The sequence below is a fragment of the Clostridium zeae genome (genome assembly GCF_017312485.1).
Lineage (GTDB): Bacteria > Bacillota > Clostridia > Clostridiales > Clostridiaceae > Clostridium_AR > Clostridium_AR zeae.
The window spans coordinates 273,651-294,482 of sequence record NZ_BMBA01000001.1 but is presented as its reverse complement, the minus strand read 5'-3'; the positions used below and the strand labels follow the sequence as shown (position 1 = coordinate 294,482).

The 20,832-nt window shown below is 30.7% G+C and carries 22 protein-coding genes; 13 read left to right on the top strand and 9 right to left on the bottom strand.

The features are described from left to right. Positions 1-72: 72 nt before the first annotated feature. The 3 genes from J3477_RS01360 to araA form a co-directional block, all read right to left on the bottom strand. Entirely contained in the window at positions 73-990 is a 918-nt protein-coding gene (locus J3477_RS01360; protein ID WP_206867761.1) for an ArsR/SmtB family transcription factor, read from the bottom strand. 466 nt (positions 991-1,456) lie between these two features. Then, complete coding sequence (locus tag J3477_RS01355) at positions 1,457-2,134, bottom strand: YesL family protein (protein WP_206867760.1); 678 nt, start codon at positions 2,132-2,134, stop codon at positions 1,457-1,459. Between the two features lie 226 nt (positions 2,135-2,360). Then, entirely contained in the window at positions 2,361-3,851 is a 1,491-nt protein-coding gene (araA, locus tag J3477_RS01350; protein ID WP_206867759.1) for an L-arabinose isomerase, read from the bottom strand. A gap of 248 nt (positions 3,852-4,099) precedes the next feature. Between araA and J3477_RS01345 the strand changes: the two genes are divergently transcribed. The 5 genes from J3477_RS01345 (at position 4,100) to J3477_RS01325 (ending at position 10,024) form a co-directional block, all read left to right on the top strand. Next, the gene (locus J3477_RS01345) at positions 4,100-5,185 is read left to right on the top strand and encodes a GntR family transcriptional regulator (RefSeq protein WP_284691968.1); all 1,086 of its coding nucleotides are present in this window, start codon (positions 4,100-4,102) and stop codon (positions 5,183-5,185) included. A 324-nt stretch (positions 5,186-5,509) separates the two neighbouring features. Beyond that, a complete protein-coding gene (locus tag J3477_RS01340) occupies positions 5,510-6,199 on the top strand; it encodes an L-ribulose-5-phosphate 4-epimerase (protein WP_206867758.1) in 690 nt (229 codons plus the stop codon). A gap of 123 nt (positions 6,200-6,322) precedes the next feature. After that, complete coding sequence (gene fsa / locus J3477_RS01335; RefSeq protein ID WP_206867757.1) at positions 6,323-6,967, top strand: fructose-6-phosphate aldolase; 645 nt, start codon at positions 6,323-6,325, stop codon at positions 6,965-6,967. Positions 6,968-6,984: 17 nt separating this feature from the next. Further along, positions 6,985-8,964: a transketolase gene (tkt, locus tag J3477_RS01330; RefSeq protein WP_206867756.1), complete on the top strand. Its 1,980-nt coding sequence runs from the start codon at positions 6,985-6,987 to the stop codon at positions 8,962-8,964. A gap of 16 nt (positions 8,965-8,980) precedes the next feature. Further along, positions 8,981-10,024 (top strand): aldose epimerase family protein, encoded by a 1,044-nt coding sequence (locus tag J3477_RS01325; RefSeq protein ID WP_206867755.1) that lies wholly within the window; start codon positions 8,981-8,983, stop codon positions 10,022-10,024. A gap of 209 nt (positions 10,025-10,233) precedes the next feature. Here J3477_RS01325 and J3477_RS01320 read toward each other — a convergent pair whose 3' ends face one another. From J3477_RS01320 to J3477_RS01305, 4 genes are all read right to left on the bottom strand, one after another. Beyond that, on the bottom strand, positions 10,234-10,794 hold the full coding sequence (locus J3477_RS01320) for a histidine phosphatase family protein (protein ID WP_206867754.1): 561 nt from the start codon (positions 10,792-10,794) through the stop codon (positions 10,234-10,236). 255 nt (positions 10,795-11,049) lie between these two features. Continuing rightward, positions 11,050-11,193: a hypothetical protein gene (locus J3477_RS01315; protein WP_200270925.1), complete on the bottom strand. Its 144-nt coding sequence runs from the start codon at positions 11,191-11,193 to the stop codon at positions 11,050-11,052. Positions 11,194-11,295: 102 nt separating this feature from the next. Next, the gene (locus tag J3477_RS01310) at positions 11,296-11,436 is read right to left on the bottom strand and encodes a hypothetical protein (RefSeq protein WP_206867753.1); all 141 of its coding nucleotides are present in this window, start codon (positions 11,434-11,436) and stop codon (positions 11,296-11,298) included. A 57-nt stretch (positions 11,437-11,493) separates the two neighbouring features. Beyond that, on the bottom strand, positions 11,494-11,634 hold the full coding sequence (locus tag J3477_RS01305) for a hypothetical protein (RefSeq protein WP_206867752.1): 141 nt from the start codon (positions 11,632-11,634) through the stop codon (positions 11,494-11,496). A 254-nt stretch (positions 11,635-11,888) separates the two neighbouring features. Between J3477_RS01305 and J3477_RS01300 the strand changes: the two genes are divergently transcribed. After that, positions 11,889-12,419, top strand: coding sequence for a 2'-5' RNA ligase family protein (locus J3477_RS01300; RefSeq protein ID WP_206867751.1), 531 nt, complete (start codon positions 11,889-11,891; stop codon positions 12,417-12,419). A 76-nt stretch (positions 12,420-12,495) separates the two neighbouring features. On the opposite strand, the gene J3477_RS01295 is transcribed toward J3477_RS01300, so the two are convergent. Both J3477_RS01295 and J3477_RS01290 read right to left on the bottom strand, forming a co-directional pair. Further along, entirely contained in the window at positions 12,496-13,962 is a 1,467-nt protein-coding gene (locus J3477_RS01295) for an MDR family MFS transporter (protein WP_206867750.1), read from the bottom strand. Positions 13,963-14,236: 274 nt separating this feature from the next. Next, positions 14,237-14,725: a MogA/MoaB family molybdenum cofactor biosynthesis protein gene (locus J3477_RS01290; protein WP_206867749.1), complete on the bottom strand. Its 489-nt coding sequence runs from the start codon at positions 14,723-14,725 to the stop codon at positions 14,237-14,239. Between the two features lie 366 nt (positions 14,726-15,091). On the opposite strand from J3477_RS01290, the gene J3477_RS01285 reads away from it, so the two are divergent. The 7 genes from J3477_RS01285 (at position 15,092) to J3477_RS01255 (ending at position 20,821) form a co-directional block, all read left to right on the top strand. Continuing rightward, entirely contained in the window at positions 15,092-16,303 is a 1,212-nt protein-coding gene (locus J3477_RS01285) for a molybdopterin molybdotransferase MoeA (RefSeq protein ID WP_206867748.1), read from the top strand. A gap of 180 nt (positions 16,304-16,483) precedes the next feature. Next, a complete protein-coding gene (gene mobA, locus J3477_RS01280; protein WP_206867747.1) occupies positions 16,484-17,110 on the top strand; it encodes a molybdenum cofactor guanylyltransferase in 627 nt (208 codons plus the stop codon). A gap of 118 nt (positions 17,111-17,228) precedes the next feature. Next, positions 17,229-18,185, top strand: coding sequence for a GTP 3',8-cyclase MoaA (gene moaA, locus J3477_RS01275; protein ID WP_206867746.1), 957 nt, complete (start codon positions 17,229-17,231; stop codon positions 18,183-18,185). Next, entirely contained in the window at positions 18,182-18,655 is a 474-nt protein-coding gene (moaC, locus tag J3477_RS01270; RefSeq protein ID WP_228731240.1) for a cyclic pyranopterin monophosphate synthase MoaC, read from the top strand. Before moaA ends, moaC begins: the two co-directional genes overlap by 4 nt. Before the next feature lie 24 nt (positions 18,656-18,679). Continuing rightward, the gene (locus J3477_RS01265) at positions 18,680-19,129 is read left to right on the top strand and encodes an MOSC domain-containing protein (protein ID WP_206867744.1); all 450 of its coding nucleotides are present in this window, start codon (positions 18,680-18,682) and stop codon (positions 19,127-19,129) included. Continuing rightward, positions 19,126-19,938, top strand: a complete 813-nt coding sequence (modA, locus tag J3477_RS01260) for a molybdate ABC transporter substrate-binding protein (protein WP_206867743.1) — start codon at positions 19,126-19,128, stop codon at positions 19,936-19,938. Before J3477_RS01265 ends, modA begins: the two co-directional genes overlap by 4 nt. Then, complete coding sequence (locus J3477_RS01255) at positions 19,919-20,821, top strand: ABC transporter permease (RefSeq protein ID WP_206867742.1); 903 nt, start codon at positions 19,919-19,921, stop codon at positions 20,819-20,821. The genes modA and J3477_RS01255 overlap by 20 nt, the downstream gene beginning before the upstream one ends. Positions 20,822-20,832: the final 11 nt, after the last annotated feature.

The following is a 20,832-nucleotide window of genomic DNA, read 5'->3' as shown; positions in this document are numbered from 1 at the left end:
AAGAAATGATTTAATATGTATTTTAAAAGCACGTAAATTCATTTTATATGAATGTTACGTGCTTTAATTATTTTACTGCATTGGTATATCATAAACAACTCTTACATTTAAACCTTGATTATAGTTTCCGAAGTTTTTGCCGAAGATGGTTAAGCCTCCTACATGTTTAGTTTCTTCAGGAACAGCCATTTTTAATATTAAATCGCTCTTATAATTTAAATTTATATCTTCTATTGTAGTATCTGATATTTTTAAACCATCAATAAATGTACCGAACTTGTTGATTATTAAGAGTTTAAGTAAACCGTATTGATTCCAGTTAGGGAACCACCAAGATGGAGTTAAGATACCTTTACTATCAGCGTAATCTCCAGGACTAGTCCAGCTACCTACATTTATATTATTTAATATGAAATGAATATCTGAAGGCCAAATATTGCAGTTTCCTGGTGCTTCAGAACTTATTTCCATAGATATTTGTATTTCTGAAAACTCTTGACCTGGTTTCAAATAATTTGGGATTCTATATTCGATAAAACCTTTGGTAAACCATAAGATATCTGCATTAATTCTTTCTGGATCAGCAAAATAGCTAGGATTATCAACTTCCCCAACAAGTTTTTCTTTAGTAGCGATACCGCAAGTAGGGGAAATTTCATAAGAAGAATAGTGTCCTATTCCAATTTCTAATTCATAGGAATTTTCTATATCTTGTGTTCCTATATCGATTACGAATTTATCTTCATGTAGATAACAAATTTTTTGGATTCCATGTTTTGCGGTCAAGGTGTTAGTTTTTATTAAACCGCATTCTTCTAATTTCTTTATGTGCATTGTTACGGCACCATTAGTCAGTTGAAGCTTTTCTGCTAATTCGTTCATATTTAATTGTTTATGTTCTGAAAGAAGTTCAATTATCTGTACCCTTATATCAGAGCTTAAGGCTTTGAATAAAGGTAAGCTTTCTTTTAAGTCCGTTATGTGTATCATGACATTCTCCTCTATAGTATTAATAAAATTTTATGCAATAAACTCAGTGAAAGTATCCTTTAAGAGATTACTATCAAAAGAATCAGAGCATATTTTTAAAATTATCTTTAAATTAAATATACTACTCTTACATTATTATACTATTTTACTGAAAATAATGAAATAATATTTTAAGTTTTTCTAAAATAAAATTTCATTATTTAAAAAATGAATAGGTTAAATAAGCGGTAGTGGCAGCTGTTTAATCATTTACATCTATAGATATAACATATTTTCACATATTTAGATAAAAGTAAAATAGTTATGTAGTAATTCGGAATGAAGTGTTTCATCTATATTAAAATATTATAGATAAAGCATTATATTAAATGAAAAATTGTTTTTAGGAAGAACAAAGTGGGTGATAAAAAGCAAAAAATATGAAGCACTTTTACGTAACTTCATATTTTTATATATAATGAATAACTTATGGGCTTATAAATTTTTTTTCTACATAATCGAATATTTTTCTCATATTAAATACTATTCCGTAAGCGGCTAGACTTCCTAAGAATAGACCGATTATACCTCTTCCTTGAAAAAATAAGAGGGTAGAAACAATAAGTACTGCAATATTAATCAATGAAATAAAAGGATTTTTCAGTGATAAGTAAACGGATAATTTAATTATATCTATTGTTTTCATACTAAACCTTGATAGTAAAGGGAAGGCGTATGAAAAAATCAAAATTAAAAGAAATAAAATTACAACAGTAGGTATTAATAAAAATAGAAAGCTTTTATTCATGAAGCATAATTTTATATCCAGTAACAGAATGAAAGTGGTTAAAAGAAATAAAATCCATAACTTCATTGAAGGAAAGAAATTATCTTTATAGGCTCTAAAAAAGTCTTTTGTTGTATCTAAATATTTTTCCCTAACTATCTTGCCCATAGAAGAGCATACTGCAGTTATGGATGGACCGGTAGGGATTAGTGCGATTAAAAAAACTAGTATATTGTCGAATTTAATTTCAATAGTATATGCACATATAATAAATAAGATATTACATAAAAAGAAATATATATTTGTAATGAAAAACCAATGAACATAGTTAAGTACTTTGCTTAAATTGCTGTCTCCGAAATCGTTATTATTAGCCATAATATCACTCCGTATTTTAAAATATTGTATAAACTGATTTTAATATTGAAAGTAGACTATATTAAATAATGAGTTTAGTATTCAATACTAAAATAAATTTATATTATTATAACATGAATAAAAAGCTTTAGCAGTTGTTAGATTTTTATCACCCCAGCATCAATATTTTAATGATGCTGGGGATAAAACATTTTAAGGTTTAATTATAGAAGTATTGAGTTTTAAACTACCTTAATTTCCAAGCAACGTCATTCCAAAGTATTTGGTTCTTGAAGTCACGAATCTTAGTGTCAGCATCTATGATAAGAGTTTCTATACCAACCAATTCTGCATAATCTAATAATTGATCAGTTGTTACTTCGAAGGAGAAGCTAGTATGATGAGCTCCACCAGCAAGTATCCATGCTTCAGCCGATTCTTTTAATGAAGGAAGTGGTTTCCAAAGAACTCTTGCTACTGGTAGCTTTGGTAATTCTTTTTCAATTTCAACAGCTTCAACTTCGTTGATTAATAGTCTAAAGCGGTTACCCATGTCAAGTAGGGAAGCGCAAAGGCCAAAACCAGCAGCTCCATCAAAAACAATTCTAGCTGGGTCTTCCTTATCGCCAATTCCTAAGTGATGCACTTCAATTCTAGGTTTTGTTGCAGCAACTGTTGGGCAAACTTCTAACATATGAGCACCTAATATTAATTCATTTCCTTGTTCTAAGTGGTATGTGTAATCTTCCATGAAGGCAGTACCTTTGTTTTCTGCCATTATCTTCATAACACGAACTAGTGCTGCAGTCTTCCAGTCACCTTCACCACCAAAACCATAGCCTTTAGCCATTAAGTGTTGAGCAGCAAGACCAGGTAGTTGTTTCATTCCATGTAAGTCTTCAAAATTAGTAGTGAAAGCAGTAAAGCCGCCTCTAACTAAGAAAGATTCAAGACCTAATTCGATTTTAGCTTGTTCTCTAACAGCATCTCTCTTTTTACCAGGAACAAGTAAATCTTCAGCAAAGTCGTATTCACTTTCATATTCTTTCATTAATACATCTATTTGCTCTTCAGTGATTTTAGCCATTTCATCTACTAAATCACATATTCCGTAAGCATGAACTTCCCAGCCTAGTTTAATTTGAGCTTCAACCTTGTCACCTTCGGTAACAGCAACATTTCTCATGTTATCTCCGAAACGAGCAACCTTTAGAGTTTTACCCTCAACAAATGCAACTGCAACTTTTGTCCAACTTGCTATTTTAGCTAAAACATCTTCATCTTGCCAATGACCTACAACAATTTTTCTTTTAACTTGCATTCTAGCTCCGATAAAACCATATTCTCTATCTCCGTGAGCTGATTGATTAGTGTTCATGAAATCCATATCCATTGTACTCCATGGAATTTCACGATTGTATTGAGTGTGTAAGTGAAGAAGTGGCTTGTTCAATTGTTGTAATCCTGATATCCACATTTTTGCAGGTGAAAAAGTATGCATCCATGTTATTATACCTGCACAGTTTTCATCTGAATTGGCTTCTATACATAACTTTGCTATTGAACTTGAGCTAGTTAGTATTTTCTTGAAAACTATTTTATGTTGTGATCTTAATTTTTCGTTTAAATTCTTAGCTATTTCTTTAGAATGATCTTCTACTTCTTTAAGTGTTTCCTCTCCGTATAAATGTTGACTACCTGTTACAAACCAAAATTCATAAGGTTTTGTTTTAAGCATTTTACATCCTCCTTTTTAGTTAAGTTATATTAAGTAATAAACATACAAATTTGTGATTAAATTTAGAATTTGTACGTACCATTTGAGTATATTGTAAACCTTTTATTATTTTATTTCAATACAAATTTTGAGAAAATAAATAAAAATTTTTTGAGATTTTAGAGTTTATAGGCATTGACATAAAGAAATATTGTTATAAAATAGAATTATAGGACATACGTACAAATAATTTGAGGAGAAATAACTATATGCGTGAAGAAGCAAAAATATCAAAATACATGCAGATAGCGTCCTTTTTTAAGAAAGAAATGGAAGAAGGAAGAATTGCCTATGGAGATCAACTTTTAACAGAAAATGAAATCGTTGATAAATTTTCTGTAAGTAGACACACTGTAAGGCAAGCTTTTATGGAATTAGAAAATAATGGCTACATTAAGAGAGAACAAGGTAAAGGAACTTTTTGTAGTTATAGTGAGAAGAATAAGTCAAACGAGCAGAAAACAATTGCAGTTTTAACTACTTATATATCAAACTATATTTTTCCTTCAATAATATCTGGAATAGAAGAGGTTTTAAGTTCTGCTGGTTACAATCTACTTCTCTATAATACAAACAACGAGAAGCAAAAAGAAAAAGAATGTTTAGAAAAAATAATTGAAAATGGAGTAGCGGGTCTTATAGTTGAACCTACTATGAGTGCTGCTGAAAATACAAATTTAGCTTATTATAGAGAGCTAGAAAAAAGAAATATTCCTTATATAATGATTAATAGTAAGTATAAGGAACTTAGTGGACCTTTTGTAGGTATGGACGATATAGAAGGGGCATACATATTAACTAAATATCTTCTTCAGATAGGTCATAAAAATGTTGCTGGTATTTTTAAGAATGACGACTTGCAAGGTTTAAATAGAGAAGTTGGATATTTAAAAGCACTTAAAGAAAAAGATATTACAGCTAATGACCATAATATCGGGAAGTATGGTACTAAGGAAAAAGAATATTTTCCTCAAGAGTTTACTAATGGACTTCTAAGAAGAAAAGATAGACCAACAGCAATTGTTTGTTACAACGATCAAATAGCTGTTCAAGCGCTTCAAGCCATCAGAGAAGAAGGTCTTAGAGTACCTGAAGATATAGCTTTAGTTGGATATGATGATTCTTATATTGCTACTGCTACAGAAGTAAAGCTAACAACAATAAGACATCCAAAAGAAGATCTTGGAAGAAAAGCTTCAAGAATGCTTATGGATGTAATTGAGGGAAGAGTTGAGCATAGTTCCTATGTATATAAGCCAGAACTCATAGTTAGAGCATCCACTACAGGATTTTAATTTGCTTAAAATATAATTAGCTAGCTGTAAAAAGCTAAGCTAATGTATTTTACATATATTTTTTTAAGGATATTTGTACGTACAATAAAAGATATTTGTATGAATAACAATAGGCTTTTATGATGAAGAAGAGTTCTATAGTAGAAATGTTTTTTTGTAATTAGGTATTAAGTACTCATTAATTTGAAAAGGTTTAGAAGGACATAATATGATAGATATTTTATAGGTAATCTTTTAGTTTTTATATCATTATTAAATCTGACGAACTGATAGGATACCTGTAATCTATATATATCTAATCTTATTTATCTTAAGGAGGTAAACATGTTAGAAGAATTAAAAAAGCAGGTCTTAGAAGCTAATCTTATGCTTCCACAATACAACCTTGTTAAATTTACATGGGGTAATGTAAGTGGAATAGATAGAGAGAAGAATTTAATTGTAATTAAACCAAGCGGAGTTCCATATGAAGAGTTAACTATTGATAAATTAGTAGTTCTCGACTTAGAAGGAAACATAGTAGAAGGAGATTTAAGACCTTCCTCTGATACCCCAACTCATATAGAACTATATAAAAGATATAAAGAAATGGGAGGGATTGTTCATACTCATTCTACATGGGCTACTATATGGGCACAAGCTTCAAAGGAGATGCCAGCGTTAGGTACAACTCATGCGGACCATTTCTATGGTAATATCCCTTGTACTAGAAAACTTACTGAAATAGAAATAGAAGGGGATTACGAAGGAAATACAGGGAAAGTAATAATTGAAACTATAGGTGATGGAGAAGTGATGGCCATTCCAGGCGTGCTAGTAAGCTGTCATGCACCTTTTACTTGGGGGAAAACTCCAAAAGATGCAGTTGTAAATTCAGTTGTTCTTGAGGAAACTTGTAACATGGCTTATCATACTGTTACTTTAAATAAAGAAATAGAAAGTTTAGATCAATATTTGTTAGACAAGCACTATTATAGAAAGCATGGAAGTAATGCTTACTATGGTCAAAAATAAGTATTTTACAGTTATTAAAGTTAAATCTAGATAAATATATGTATAAATTATATTTTATATAAAAATAACATTTATTTTAAGTATTATGGAAAATAAAGTGTATAATAAAAAGGAGTCGGAATTATGAAATTATTTTTAGATACCGCTAATGTTAATGAGATTAGAGAAGCAAATGAGATGGGAGTTATTTGTGGTGTAACCACTAATCCAAGCTTAATCGCAAAGGAAGGAAGAGATTTTAACGAAGTTATTAAAGAAATTACTTCTATAGTTGATGGTCCAATTAGTGGGGAAGTAATAAGCCTTGAAAAGGATGGGATGGTTAAAGAAGGAAGAGAAATTGCTAAAATTCATCCAAACATGATTGTTAAGATACCTATGACTACTGAAGGCTTAAAAGCAACAAAGGTATTAGCAAGTGAAGGAATTAAAACTAATGTAACTTTAATTTTTAATCCAGGTCAAGCGCTACTTGCAGCAAGAGCAGGAGCTACTTATGTAAGTCCTTTCCTAGGAAGACTAGATGATATTACTACAAACCCAATGGACTTAATTGAAGCAATAACTACTATATTTAATGTGCATAATATAAAGACAGAAATAATAGCTGCAAGTATAAGAAATCCTACACATATAATCGATTCTGCTAAAGCAGGTGCTCATATTGCAACAGTACCATTTGGTGTTATAAACCAAATGATCAAACATCCATTAACAGACAGCGGAATAGAAAAATTCATGAATGACTGGAAAGCTATATTTGGCTAAAAAACGGAGGAGATAGAATGAGTAAAAATATTGATAATTTAACCGTAGACTCTATAAGATTACTTTCAGCTGAAGCTGTACAAAAAGCTAATTCAGGTCATCCTGGATTGCCAATGGGAGCAGCTCCAATGGCTTATGCCATTTTTGATAAGGTTATGAAACATAGTCCTAAGAACCCTAAATGGTTCGATAGAGACAGATTTGTGTTATCAGCTGGACATGGTTCAATGCTTTTATACTCACTTTTACACTTATATGGATATGGACTTACAGTTGATGATTTAAAGAATTTTAGACAAAAGGATAGTAAGACTCCAGGGCATCCAGAGTATGGTCACACTGTAGGTGTTGAAATAACTACTGGTCCTCTTGGTCAAGGTCAGGTTAATTCAGTTGGTATGGCTATGGCTGAGAGCTTTTTAGCTAAAAAGTTCAATAGACCTGGTTATGAAATCGTTAATCATTACACTTATGCTTTATCTGGTGATGGTGATATGATGGAAGGTATAACTGGTGAAGGAGCATCACTCGCTGCCACTCTAGGATTAGGTAAGCTTATTGTATTATATGACTCAAATAAAATCTCTATAGAGGGAGATACAGATATAGCCTTCAGAGAAGATGTTGGAGCAAGGTATGCAGCATATGGATGGCAAGTGCTTACAATAGAAGACGGAAATGATGTTGCTGCAATTACAAAGGCACTAGAAGAAGCTAAAAAAGAAACTGAAAAACCATCCTTAGTTATAGTAAAGACAGTAATAGGATATGGTTCACCTAAAGCAGGAACTTCTTCGGTTCATGGAGAACCATTAGGTGTTGATAATATTAAAAAGGCTAAGGAATTCTTAGGTTGGAGCTATGAAGAAGAATTCCATGTTCCAAAGGAAGTTAGAGAACATTTAAGTGAAACTATAGAAAAAGGAACAAAAGCAGAAGTAGAATGGAATAAACTTTTTGAAAACTATAAGAAGGAGTACCCAGAACTTGCTAGTGAATGGGAACTTTGGAATAGCGGAGAAGTTAAAGCAGATTTACTTTCAAATGAAGAATATTGGAATTTCGAAGGTAAGCTTGCTACAAGAGTATCCTCAGAAAAAGTTATAAATAGATTAATGGATTTAGTACCTAACCTAATAGGTGGATCTGCAGACCTTGCACCTTCTACAAAAACTTATATGAAGGGAAAAGGAGATTTCTCTAAGGAAGATAGAAGTGGAAGAAATCTTCACTTTGGAGTAAGAGAACATGCGATGGCAGCCATAGCTAATGGGATTGCAGTTCATGGAGGGCTTGTGCCTTACGTATCAACTTTCTTTGTATTCAGTGATTACATGAAGGCTTCAATGAGATTATCAGCACTTATGAAGATTCCAGTAGTTTATGTATTAACACATGATAGTATTGGAGTAGGTGAAGATGGTCCTACTCATGAACCAATTGAGCAATTAGCAATGCTTAGAAGCATACCTAATATGCATGTATTTAGACCAGCTGATTCAAAGGAAACTGCTGCTGCATGGCTTCATGCATTAAAGAGAAAAGATGGTCCTACTTCCATAGTACTATCAAGACAAAATCTTCCTTTGTACAACGAAACATCACCAGAAGCTTTAAAAGGTGCTTATATATTAAAGGATAGTGAAAAAGAAGTACCAGATATGCTTCTTATGTCAACTGGTTCAGAAGTTGAGTTAATATATGAAGCTCAATCAAAACTTAAGGAAGAAGGAATTGATGCAAGAGTAATTTCAATACCATCTTTAGAAGTGTTTGAAGCTCAAGGAGAAGAGTATAAAGAAAAGTTAATGCCAAAGGCTGTAAGAAAGAGAATTGCAGTTGAAGCAGCATCTTCATTTGGATGGCATAAATATGTTGGGTTAGATGGTAAAGTTGTTTCAATTGATACTTTTGGAGCATCTGCACCTGGAGATATACTTTTCAAGGAATTTGGCTTTACAGTAGATAATGTTATTAAAACTGCAAAAGAGCTTTAATATATAGAGGTGGATGATGGAATACAGCTTTAAGACTATAGGCTCTTATGAAAATAAAGATTTAATTGAATATACTATTGAGAATAAAAACGGCATTAAAGTTACTGTTCTCAATTTAGGTGGAGTAATAACTGGTATATATACTCCAGATAAGGCTGGAAGTTTTAAAAATATAGTTTTAGGGTATGAAGATATCAACGATTATATTGAAAATGAAGCTTATTATGGAGCAATAATAGGTAGATTTGCAGGAAGAATTTATACTGGAAAAATAGAAATCCAAGGAAAAGTTTATGAACTTGAAACAAATCATCTAGGTGTAAATAACCTCCATGGTGGAACTTTCGGTTATCATACAAAGCTTTGGAATGTATGTGGGGTTGAAGAGGATAATCAGGTTGGTCTTGTTTTAGAGTATACCTCTGAAAATGGAGAAGCAGGTTTTCCAGGGGAAGTAAAGGTAAAAGTAAAATACATTCTTAATGACGATAATGAGTTTTATTTTATGGTAGCTGGAGAAACTGATAAGACCACTGTACTCAATATAACTAACCATAGCTATTTTAATCTTAGTGGTGATGCTGAAAGAAACATCTTAAACCATAAATTAATGATAAAAGCAAGTAATTACTTAGAATTGTCTGAAGATTTTGCTGCTACAGGTAAGGTTTTAAAAGTAGAGGAAACACCTTTTGATTTTAGAATTGAAAAAGAAATTGGCAGGGATGTATCTGAAGACCATTATCAAATTAAAGCTGGTGGTGGGTATGATCATCCATTTAAATTTGATGACGAAATTGGATTAGTAGAGTTAAAAGATGAAAAGTCTGGTCGTGCAATGACTGTAACTACAGATAATCCGTATGTTGTTGTCTATGCCACTAACTACCCAGTAGAAAAGAAACTATATAATGGCAACTATCCAGAATTAAGAATGGCTGTATGCCTAGAAACACAAAACGCTCCAATTGGAATAAATGCCTGTAACAAGGAAGAATCTATACTTAAACCAGGTGAGCAGTATACCCACTATACGAAGTATAAGTTCTATACTTTATAATAAATTAGCCCCCATTAAAGCATTTTGCTTTAATTCCATATAGATGAACAACTCTACAATTAAACTTATATTTTTACGTTTAGAGTTGTTCATCCCTAAATCAAAGGCCTACAGAGTTATGCGATTTCTCTGTAGGCTTATTGATTAATTAAGATAAATAATAAATTAAATAATTACAGGACTATACTGGTAAAGTATAAGATAAATTATTATAATATAACCTCTTCGATACTAACTAAATTTATTCCTTCAAATTCCATGCAAACTATAAAAGGCATTAAATCCATTATTCTCAAAAAACTATTATAATCAAAGCTTTTATCATAATAATTTATAATTGTACCAAGTGCAGTACCATGAGTACCTATCACAATGTTTTCTTGTGGATGCTTTTCTAATATACTATGCAAAGCTTGTACGTTTCTATCTTGCACTTCTTTTAAGCTTTCACCTTCTAATAACTTAAAGTGAAAATCCTCCCATTGATTACGAGCAAAGGCATGGAAATCCTCAATCCAAGAATTACTTATCTTTCTTTCTCTTAAATCATTAATAACTGATATCTCTAAACAATTCTTGTTTGTAAAATCTAAAATAGTATCAATAGATCTTTTGTAAGGACTACAGTAAGCTTTAGTAATCTTTTTATCTTGCAAAAAATCGCTTACCTTAAGGGTTGATTTTAGTCCATCTTCAGTTAATGGTCTTATTAAATCGTCATGTACATTAAAATCAGGAGTAGCATGACGCACGAAAAAAACTCTACTCATAGTACCTCCTAAAAAATAATTTTACTATAGATTATATCATAAATATAAGTTAATGGGTGATTTTACAATTATTCCAATAAAAATAAGTCGAGCATATAGCATCTGATTTGTAAGTTAGAGGAGTTTAAAAAAGATTTTCGATTAAAATGGTTCATCTTTAAATATATGAATTCTAAAAGTAAAGGTATATACAAAAGGTAGCTAATAAATAGCTACCTAATCTTCTGAAATTATATATATTAACTTTCTATAATGTTACTGCTTTGGAAGATGCTTTACAGGCATACTTGTATTTTCATTAAATTCAGCATTTACAGGATTTGCTGCAGATTTATTATTTTTATTTCTATAATAAGATTTTTCCCCGGTTCTATTATTTTTTCCTAATTTTTGAGTCATAATTAGCCACCGTTATGTAAAGCTTAAAACTATATTAAAGTTTTTGCTTACATCCTTTCTTTTTATTATAGGTTTTGTAATTACTTTTAGTATTAATTAAGCTTAAACATATTCTTCAGGTGAATGTTTAACAGGTTTCTTACTATCTTTATTCCATACAACCTTTACTGGATCTGGATTATAATTTTTACCTTTACCGTGATTTTTATGAACTGGTTTATTTATTTGATTTGTGCTTTGCATGACATATACACCTCCATATTTATCTTATCTAAACTTACAAATTATACATGTCCAAAATTATCTTTGTGGTAAACCTCTTACTGGTTTGCTCATGTCTTTATCTTCATTTGTATCCACAGGATTTGATTCAGAATTCTTATTTTTATTTACATAAGCTTTTTTATCACCTAATTTTTTCTTGCCATTAGCTTGTTGCATATTAAATCACCTCCATTAATATTCTTTGTTTTTGAAGCGAAACTATTCCTGTTAAGTTATTGAAGTCTTAAGGAACAATATATAAAATATTAAAAAGATAATTTTTATAAATAATAATATTTAAAAGCTTTATAATATAAATGTAGTAATTTAATTGTATATTTGATGTACTAAATGTTTTGGCTTTAAATAATAAAATTTAAAAAGACTAACTTATCTGACATATAGTATTTATAAATAAAAGGAGTTTGAATATGAGATACGTAATTGTTTCGGTTATTAAAGGAAAAGCAGGAGATTTTAATAATAATTTAAGAAAAGAAGTATTTAATAAGTTTAAAGCAAAATCTTCAAAACTACCTGCTCACTTTACTATAAAAGCTCCCTTTGAGTATGATGGGAGTATAAAAGAACTAGAAGATCAGCTGAGAGCTTTATGCGAACAAAGTGAAATAACTCCATTAACTATAGATGAATTTGATCATTTTGATAATAGAGTTGTATATATGAGTATGAAACTGACTAACAAAGGAAAAGAGATACATGATAATGTAATTGATGTTCTACAATCATTTAGCTTTATAAATTTTAAAGAAAAAGAAGGAAAAGATAAAGCCTTCCATATAACTGTTGCATCTAAAAATATAAAACATATATATCAGTATATATGGGATTATGTTTCAGAAATACCTTGTAAATTTGAAAGCAGCTTTGACAATGTATCTATTTATAAGTGGGAGAGTAATACATGGTTGCTGCATAAGGAATTTATTTTTAGAAATTAGTTGCTATTAATATAGAAAAAGAGAGTAAACTTATTTTTAAAAGCATACTCTCTTTTTGTTATTAATTAAATAAATTTTAAGCTTGGTTAATATCATTACTTTCTTTTAATGTATTAGGAAGCATAAAGGAAAGTACTAAGCATACTATAGATATCCCAACTAATACAAAAAATATATTTCTTATACCACTTATTTGTGAATTGATTATGCTATCAACAGTATATTTGATTTTTCCTTCAGCAGAAGTATAAAGATTATTAGGGTCAACATTATTTATCCCGATTTTATTAAAATAGTTTATTATATTAAGGTTAAACATACTTCCAAAAACACTAACTCCAATAGTCTGACCTAAGGTACGAAGTAATGTGTTTGAAGCTGTTGCTGCTCCTCTTATATTAAAGTCTACGGAGGTTTGTACTATTATTGTAATTATAGTAAAAGCGCCTCCAAAACCTGCACCTAATATAAAGGTGTAAGCCATTGATAGAAATAATGGTGAGTTTGCACCTAGAGTAGCAAGAAGTATTGAACCTATTATTAAAATTATAAAAGAGAATATTGTTGTAGCTCTTTCTCCGTATTTAGTAATTGCTTTTCCTAAAACAACTGCAGCAACTAACCAGGAAATAGACATTGGTGCAAGAGAAAGCCCTGAAATTGTTGCACTTTTTCCGAGTACGTTCTGTATATATATTGGCATATATACATCGCAACCTATTAATACAGCAGAAGCTAAGAATCCTATTATATTTGTTACTGTATTTGTTTTGGTAAAGATTTCAAAAGGGATTATTGGTTCTTCTGCATTCTTTTCAACCCTATAAAATAATACTAGCATTAATATTGATATTACAACGCAAACAATTATATTAGTAGAAAAGAAACTATGATTTTTTTCAGCAAATAATATGCTAAGCAATATAAACAAAATTGCTAAAGAAAGAGTTATTGTTCCTAGATAGTCGATTTTATGACTTCTTTTCTCGAATGATTCTTGTAAGTTTTTTTGTAATAATAAAATGCATATTATCCCAAAAGGAATATTAATAAAGAATATCCAATGCCAGCTTAAATTGTCAATGAAAAATCCTCCTAAGAAAGGTCCGACTAAACTTGCTATTCCCCAAACAGAGCTTAACCAACCTTGAACCTTTGCCCTTTCAGCAAGGGTAAATACATCTCCTACAATAGTATAACTTATTGTAAAGATTCCACCAGCTCCAAGTCCCTGCAAAGCTCTGAAAAATATCAATAAGTACATATTAGTTGAAAATCCGCACAAGAAACTACCAAGTAAGAATATAGATATAGCAATTATAAGCATCAGCTTTCTTCCATACAAATCAGATAGCTTACCATAAACAGGAGTAGATATAGCTGAAGTGAGCATGTACGCAGAAAATACCCAACTTATAAGTTCAAAGCCATTTAAGCTTTTTACTATTGATGGAACCGCTGTAGTTACAACAGTACCTTCAACAGCTCCTAAAAACATTGCTACCATTAATGCTGTGATTATGCTGTTTTTACGTGAATCCATTAAGAAATCACTCCTTTGCTAAATATGTACCACTTCAAAATTAAGACTATTCTAAAAACACCTAGGAATTTGAGTGGGCTTAAAGAATTCTAATGTGAAGTGGGAAATTCATATAATGACCATAATATTTTACCATATATTATAATTGATGATAAAAATTTTTTAACAAACGATTTTTTGAAAATATGATGCCATAGATTTATTTATATTTTTAAATTCAATAACCATAACCGTTAAGATATTTAAAGATACTTCGGTTCAAAGTGGCACCTCTTTATCTTGCACATTCGGAGGCTTCACCAGTAAGTATCTGTATTCCATGTGGAAGGGCAGGTAAAATTACTTCTAGATTTTCAACAGCACCTTTTGGGCTTCCAGGTAAGTTAACTATTAAGGAGTATTTTCTTATACCGCTTACTGCTCTAGAAAGCATAGCTTTAGGTGTTATCTTTAAAGAAGCAGCTCTCATTGCTTCAGCAATACCAGGAACCTGCTTTTCTATAACTTGTAAAGTAGCTTCAGGAGTAACATCTCTTTGCGAAAAACCAGTACCGCCATTGGTTAATATTAAATTTATTTTCATTTCATCACATAAGTATATAAGTTCTTTCTTTATAATATCTATTTCATCTGGAATAATCTTATAGTATTCAATTGAGTAATTATCTTTATCTAATATAGCTTCTATCGCTGGACCAGTAGTATCAACTCTTTCGTTTCTTGATCCTTTATCACTTATAGTTAAAATAGCGGTTTTTATCATGGTATTTCCTCCTATGTGTTCAAAATTTTATATATTAAACAACTATATATTTAAATTTAATTCTAGACGTCTTTAATTCTAGAAGTAAGTTCAACTTCAATTTTGTTTCATTTAATAAGCTTTTAATATCAATAAAACTCCTTAAATTATACTACATCAAGTCTTTTTGTAAAGAAAGAATGTTGCAATATAAAAGTTTACTATAACTTCTTAATAATGATAGGTTGTTAGAAGTGAAGCATTAAATAGCATATAAAAAAAGATAAAATTAGCTTATAATAAGGTTTATACTTTATATAGTTTATTTTAAGAACACTTGAATTTAGATATTATGCTATAAGAATTAGTAACGAAAGGATAGTTAAGATGATCAGTGTAAGCGATGCTTTAAGAATAATTTCTGAAGAAGCTAAACCAATAGGCAAAGAAAAGAGAGAAATACTTTTATGTAATGGCTTAGTTTTAGCTGAAGACATATTATCTAAGGATAGTCTTCCTCCCTTTGATAAGTCAGCAATGGATGGATATGCAGTAAGAAGTAGCGATACTAAAAGCATAACGGCAGAAGATCCAAGAGGATTTAAGGTAAAAGGGGTAATAAAGGCTGGTCAGTGGTGTACAGAAAGTATAAAAAGAGGAGAAGCCTATAAGATAATGACTGGAGCACCAATTCCTATAGAGGCTGATTGTGTTATAGAAGTAGAAAAGGTCAAAACTGAAGGTGATATAGTCTATCTATATAATGAAGTTAAAAAAGATAATCATGTCATAAAGTTTGGCGAAGAAATCCAGCCTGGCGATATGGTGGTTAAAAAAGGAACTGAAATAAGGCCAGCAGAAATAGGGATTTTTGCATCATTAGGTTATAAAACAGTTGAGATTTATAAACCACCAGTAGTGGGACTTATTATAACTGGTGATGAACTTGTAGATATAGATAAAAATATAGGTAAAGGAAAGATAAGAAATAGCAATGAATATGCAATAACTTCAATGATAAGAAGTTTAGGGCTTGAGGTTGCTTCTTTTGGTATTGTAAAGGATGAAAAAGATGTACTTAAGAAAGTTATAGAGGAAGCACTGGAAAAAACAGATATAGTAATAACTTCTGGTGGAGCGTCAGCAGGAGACTATGATTTTGTTGAAACTATATTAAAGGAAATTGGTGCTGATATAAAGTTTGACTCAGTTGCTATAAAGCCTGGAAAGCCTATAAGTTTCGCTGTGTTCAAGGGTAAGTTTTTCTTTAGTCTTCCTGGTAATCCGCTTTCAGCAATAAGTACCTTCGAACAATTTATTGAGCCAGTCTGTAATAAGGTTTTAGGTAAGAATGAGTACATGAAAGAAGAATTTTCAGTAATATTAGGAGAAGATTTTAAAGTAAGAAAGGGAAGATTGAAGCTTCTATATGTGAAATTAGTTAAGAAGGATGATAAATATTATGCTTACAACATTGGTTCTCAAAGTTCAAACAAGCTTACAACCATAAGTAAAGCAAATGGTGTATTAATTGTTCCAGAAGACTATACAGAAATGAAAGCTGGAGAAACAATACAAGGAAGATTAATATTTAAGTAAATCATTTTTGGATTATGATATAGAGTTCCTAACTCATCTAGTAATTTATACATGCTTGAAAATCGCCAGAAACCGAGATTTTAGAACAAGTGTAAATTAAGTTTCGATGAAGGAACTCTTTATAAGAAATTATAAGAACGGAGTAAAAGTTCTACAATTAGAACTTAAGGTAGAGGAGAAATGTATTATAATAATTCAGTAAAATTAAATATATTTAAGACTGCTGTGATTTTAGCTGGTGGTAAAAGCTCTAGAATGGGATTTGACAAACAGTTTTTAAAGTTTGAAAATAAACAGCTCATTGATGTAATTGCAGAAAAGCTATACACTAGTTTTGAAGAAGTCATAGTAATAAGCAATAAACCAGATTATTATAATGGAAGTAAATATAAAGTGATTTCGGATGAAATTGAAGCAATTGGTCCTATAGCAGGGATCTATGAAGGTCTTAAAGCTGCAAAAGGACAATATGTATATTTTATTGCCTGCGATATGCCTATAATAAATATCGATTTTATAGATTTCATGAAAGATAAATTAATAGAGGAAACTAAACAATGCTGTGTAGTTGAAAGAGAAAGTTATATCGAACCTTTTAATGCTTTTTATTCAAAGTCATTACTTCCAAAAGTAAAGCAAATGATACAAGCAGATAAAAGATCCCTTAAACATTTAATCAAAGCTTCAGATACGCTCTATATTAAAGAAGACAAAGTAAAAAGTTTTGAGTATAGCTTTGAAATGTTTATGAATTTAAATACAAAAGAAGATTTGGATAGATACATAGATACATATCAGCAAAGTTAGTTATTAGTTATAATTGATACAAATTTAAGTCTTATCCTCTAAATACATAAACGCTTCGGTATTTGTAATTAAACTAAAATTTAAAAATACTTTTAGACTTTGCATGGAGGTTATACAAATGATAGATTCATATGATCGTAATATAAATTACTTAAGGATTTCAGTAACGGATTTATGTAATTTAAGGTGTAAGTACTGTATGCCGGAAAAAGGAATAAAAAAAGCCTGCCATGATGAAATATTAAGATTTGAAGAAATAGAAGAAATAGCAAAGAAATTTGTTTCTTTGGGGATAAATAAGATTAGATTAACTGGTGGAGAACCTTTAGTTAGAGCGGGGATAATAACACTTATTAAAAAACTTTCTAAGCTTCAAGGTATTGATGAGATAGCGATGACCACCAATGGCACTCTTTTAAAAAGGTATGCTAAGGCTTTAAAGGAAGCAGGCCTTACAAGAGTTAATATAAGCTTAGATACTTTAAACCATGAAAAATATAGAACAATAACAAAAGGTGGAATACTTAAAGATGTACTTGAGGGAATAAGAGAAGCTAAAAAAGTTAACCTTACTCCTATAAAGTTAAATGTTGTTCTAATTAGAGATTTTAATGAGGATGAAATAGTGAATTTTATCAATTTGACTAAGGATGAAGAAATAGATGTAAGATTTATTGAGCTTATGCCTATTGGACAAGTAAAGGATTGGTCTCTTAATAGATATGTAAGTAATGAAAATGTACTAAAAAGAGTTCCAGAACTTATTCAAATAAAGTCAAAGGACATGGCTTCGCCTGCAAAATATTATAAACTACCTGATGGAAAAGGAAACATAGGACTAATTAATCCTATTTCTTGTAAGTTCTGCGGCAATTGTAATAGAATAAGGTTAACCGCAGATGGAAAGCTAAAGGCATGCCTGCATTCTAATACTGAAATAGATATTAAAGGTTTAATAAGAGCAGGACAAGATACAACTGAGGTAATATGTAATATTGTAAAGCATAAACCTAAGGAACACGGTCTTGAGGATGAAGAATATATAGAAAGAGAAATGATTGCTATAGGAGGATAAGTATGGAGTTTTCACATTTTAATGAAGAAGGAAGAGCTCATATGGTTAATGTATCAGAGAAAGATGATACAAAAAGGGTGGCAATAGCTAGAGCGACAATAAAGTTTAAAAAAGAAACTGTAAAGCTCATAAGAGAAGGTCTCATAGAAAAGGGAGATGTACTTGCAGTATCTCAAATAGGTGGAATTATGGGAGCTAAAAAAACTTGGGAACTTATCCCTATGTGTCATAATATACCGCTAACTGGATCTGATATAAGGTTTGAGGTTAAGGAAGAGGAAATACATATAGAAGCAACAGTAAGTACAATTGGAAAAACCGGTGTAGAAATGGAAGCTTTAACTGCTGTGAACATAGCTGCTCTTACCATATATGATATGTGTAAAGCTGTTGATAAAGACATGATAATAACTGATATAAAACTCATGAAGAAAACAGGCGGTAAAAGTGGGGATTACATAAGAGAATAAATCCTTGAAGGGAGCAAGAACTATATGGCAAAGGTACTATCTATTAATATAAGTGAAATAAAAGGTGTCATTAAAACACCTATAAGTGAAGGTTTTTTTAAAGTAGAACATGGATTAGAAGGAGATGGCCATGCCGGGAAATGGCATAGGCAAGTGAGTCTTCTTGCAAAAGAAAGTATAGATAAAATGATAAAGCTTGGAGTTCAGGATTTGACGCCAGGAAAATTTGCTGAGAATATCACAACAGAGGGAATAGTATTGCATGAATTGCCTATAGGTACAAGGATTATCATAGGGGAAACTATTCAAGAGGTAACACAAGTAGGTAAAGAATGCCATAATGGTTGTGCTATCAAAAATAAAGTAGGCAAGTGCATAATGCCAACTGAAGGCATATTTACGAGAATTGTAAAAAGCGGAGTTATAAGGCCAGGAGACAAAATTGAAATAATGTATCAGGAGAAGGAAGTATGATTAAAAAATCAAAACTAATTACAGCTTTAGTTGTCTCAGTAACAGTAGCTATTAGTATGATTGGATGTTCTAAGGAGTCTAAAAATATAACAAACAATAATGACAAAAAGCTAATGGTATTCGCAGCTGCTAGTCTTACAGAAAGTTTCAACGACATAGGGAAAGCGTTTAAGGAAGATAAGAAAATTGATGTAGTATTTAATTTTGCTGGTAGCCAAGCTCTAGTTCAGTCAATAAATCAAGGAAGTCCAGCAGACATATTTGCTTCTGCCAATACAAGCTACATGGAACAGTTAAAGAAAAGTAATAAGGTTGAGGATAGCAAGGTATTTGCAGAAAATAAAATTGTGATTTGTGTAAGCAAAACTAGTAAAATATCTGTGAATAATTTTAAGGATTTATCAAAAGCTGGTTTAAAACTTGTAATAGGGGATAAAACAGTGCCTGTGGGCAGTTATTTTTATAATGTTTTAGAAGAACAAAAGCAGAAAAATTTGATAGATGCCAATACATATGATGCTATTAAGTCAAACATTAAAAGCAATGAACTAAATGTGAAGGATGTTTTAGCAAAGGTTGTGCTCGGTGAAGCGGATGCAGGAGTTGTATATAAGACTGATATCAATGAAGCTAATAAAGATAAGGTTGATATAGTAGAAACAAGTGAGTTTAATAATCTTATAGTTCAGTATCCAATATCGAAATTAAAAACTTCGAAGAATAAAGAAGAAGCTGAAGAGTTTATTACATACTTAACTGAAGGCAAAGGAAAGGACATATTAAAGAAACATGGCTTTGATATTCAATAACAAAGATGTACCACATAAGAGATTTAAGGTACAAGATAGTTTATTTAATAAGAAACTATCTAGCGAAAAAAATAAAATTAGCAACAGAATATTAAACAAGATTTTGCTTCTGCCAATCGGGATCATTATATTTATATATCTAGCAATTGTTATATTACCAGTAACTACTATGATTAGATACTCAGGCGTAGATAATATACTTGCTATGTTTTATATAAAAGACAATATATCAAGTGTAATCCTTACTTTCTATACATCTAGTATATCTTTATTGATGACTTTTATTTTTGGTACAACTATAGCCTTTTATTTAAGAACTATAAAAAATAAAAATCTTTCAAAGCTTATAAGTATATTAATAGAACTTCCAATAGTTTTACCGCCTGCTGCTGTAGGGGTTGCGCTACTTTTAACTTTTGGAAACAATGGATTTGTAGGAAGACTATTAAATCAAATAGGAATAGAGATAGTTTTTACTCCTATGGCAGTAATCTTAGCGCAGTTTTTTGTGTCTTCAGCTTTTTATGTAAAAGTTCTTAATAATTCCATTAATGATATACCAAAAGAAATCTTTGAAATTACTTATGTTTTGGGTGCGGGACGGGTTGAGACAGTATTTAGAGTTATAATACCTATGCTAAAAAGAGCTATAATCTCTGGTTTAATATTAAGTTTCATTCGATCTATAGGAGAGTTTGGTGCCACATTGATGTTTGCAGGTAATATTCTAAATGCGACTAGAACAATTCCGCTTCAAATATATACTTACATGCAGACAGATATAAAAATGGCAACCTCATTTGCTACTATTCTATATATTTTATCATTTTTACTGCTGTTTTCAGTAAGAGTATTTTTAAAAGACGAAGGAGAAATTTTATAACACATTACTTC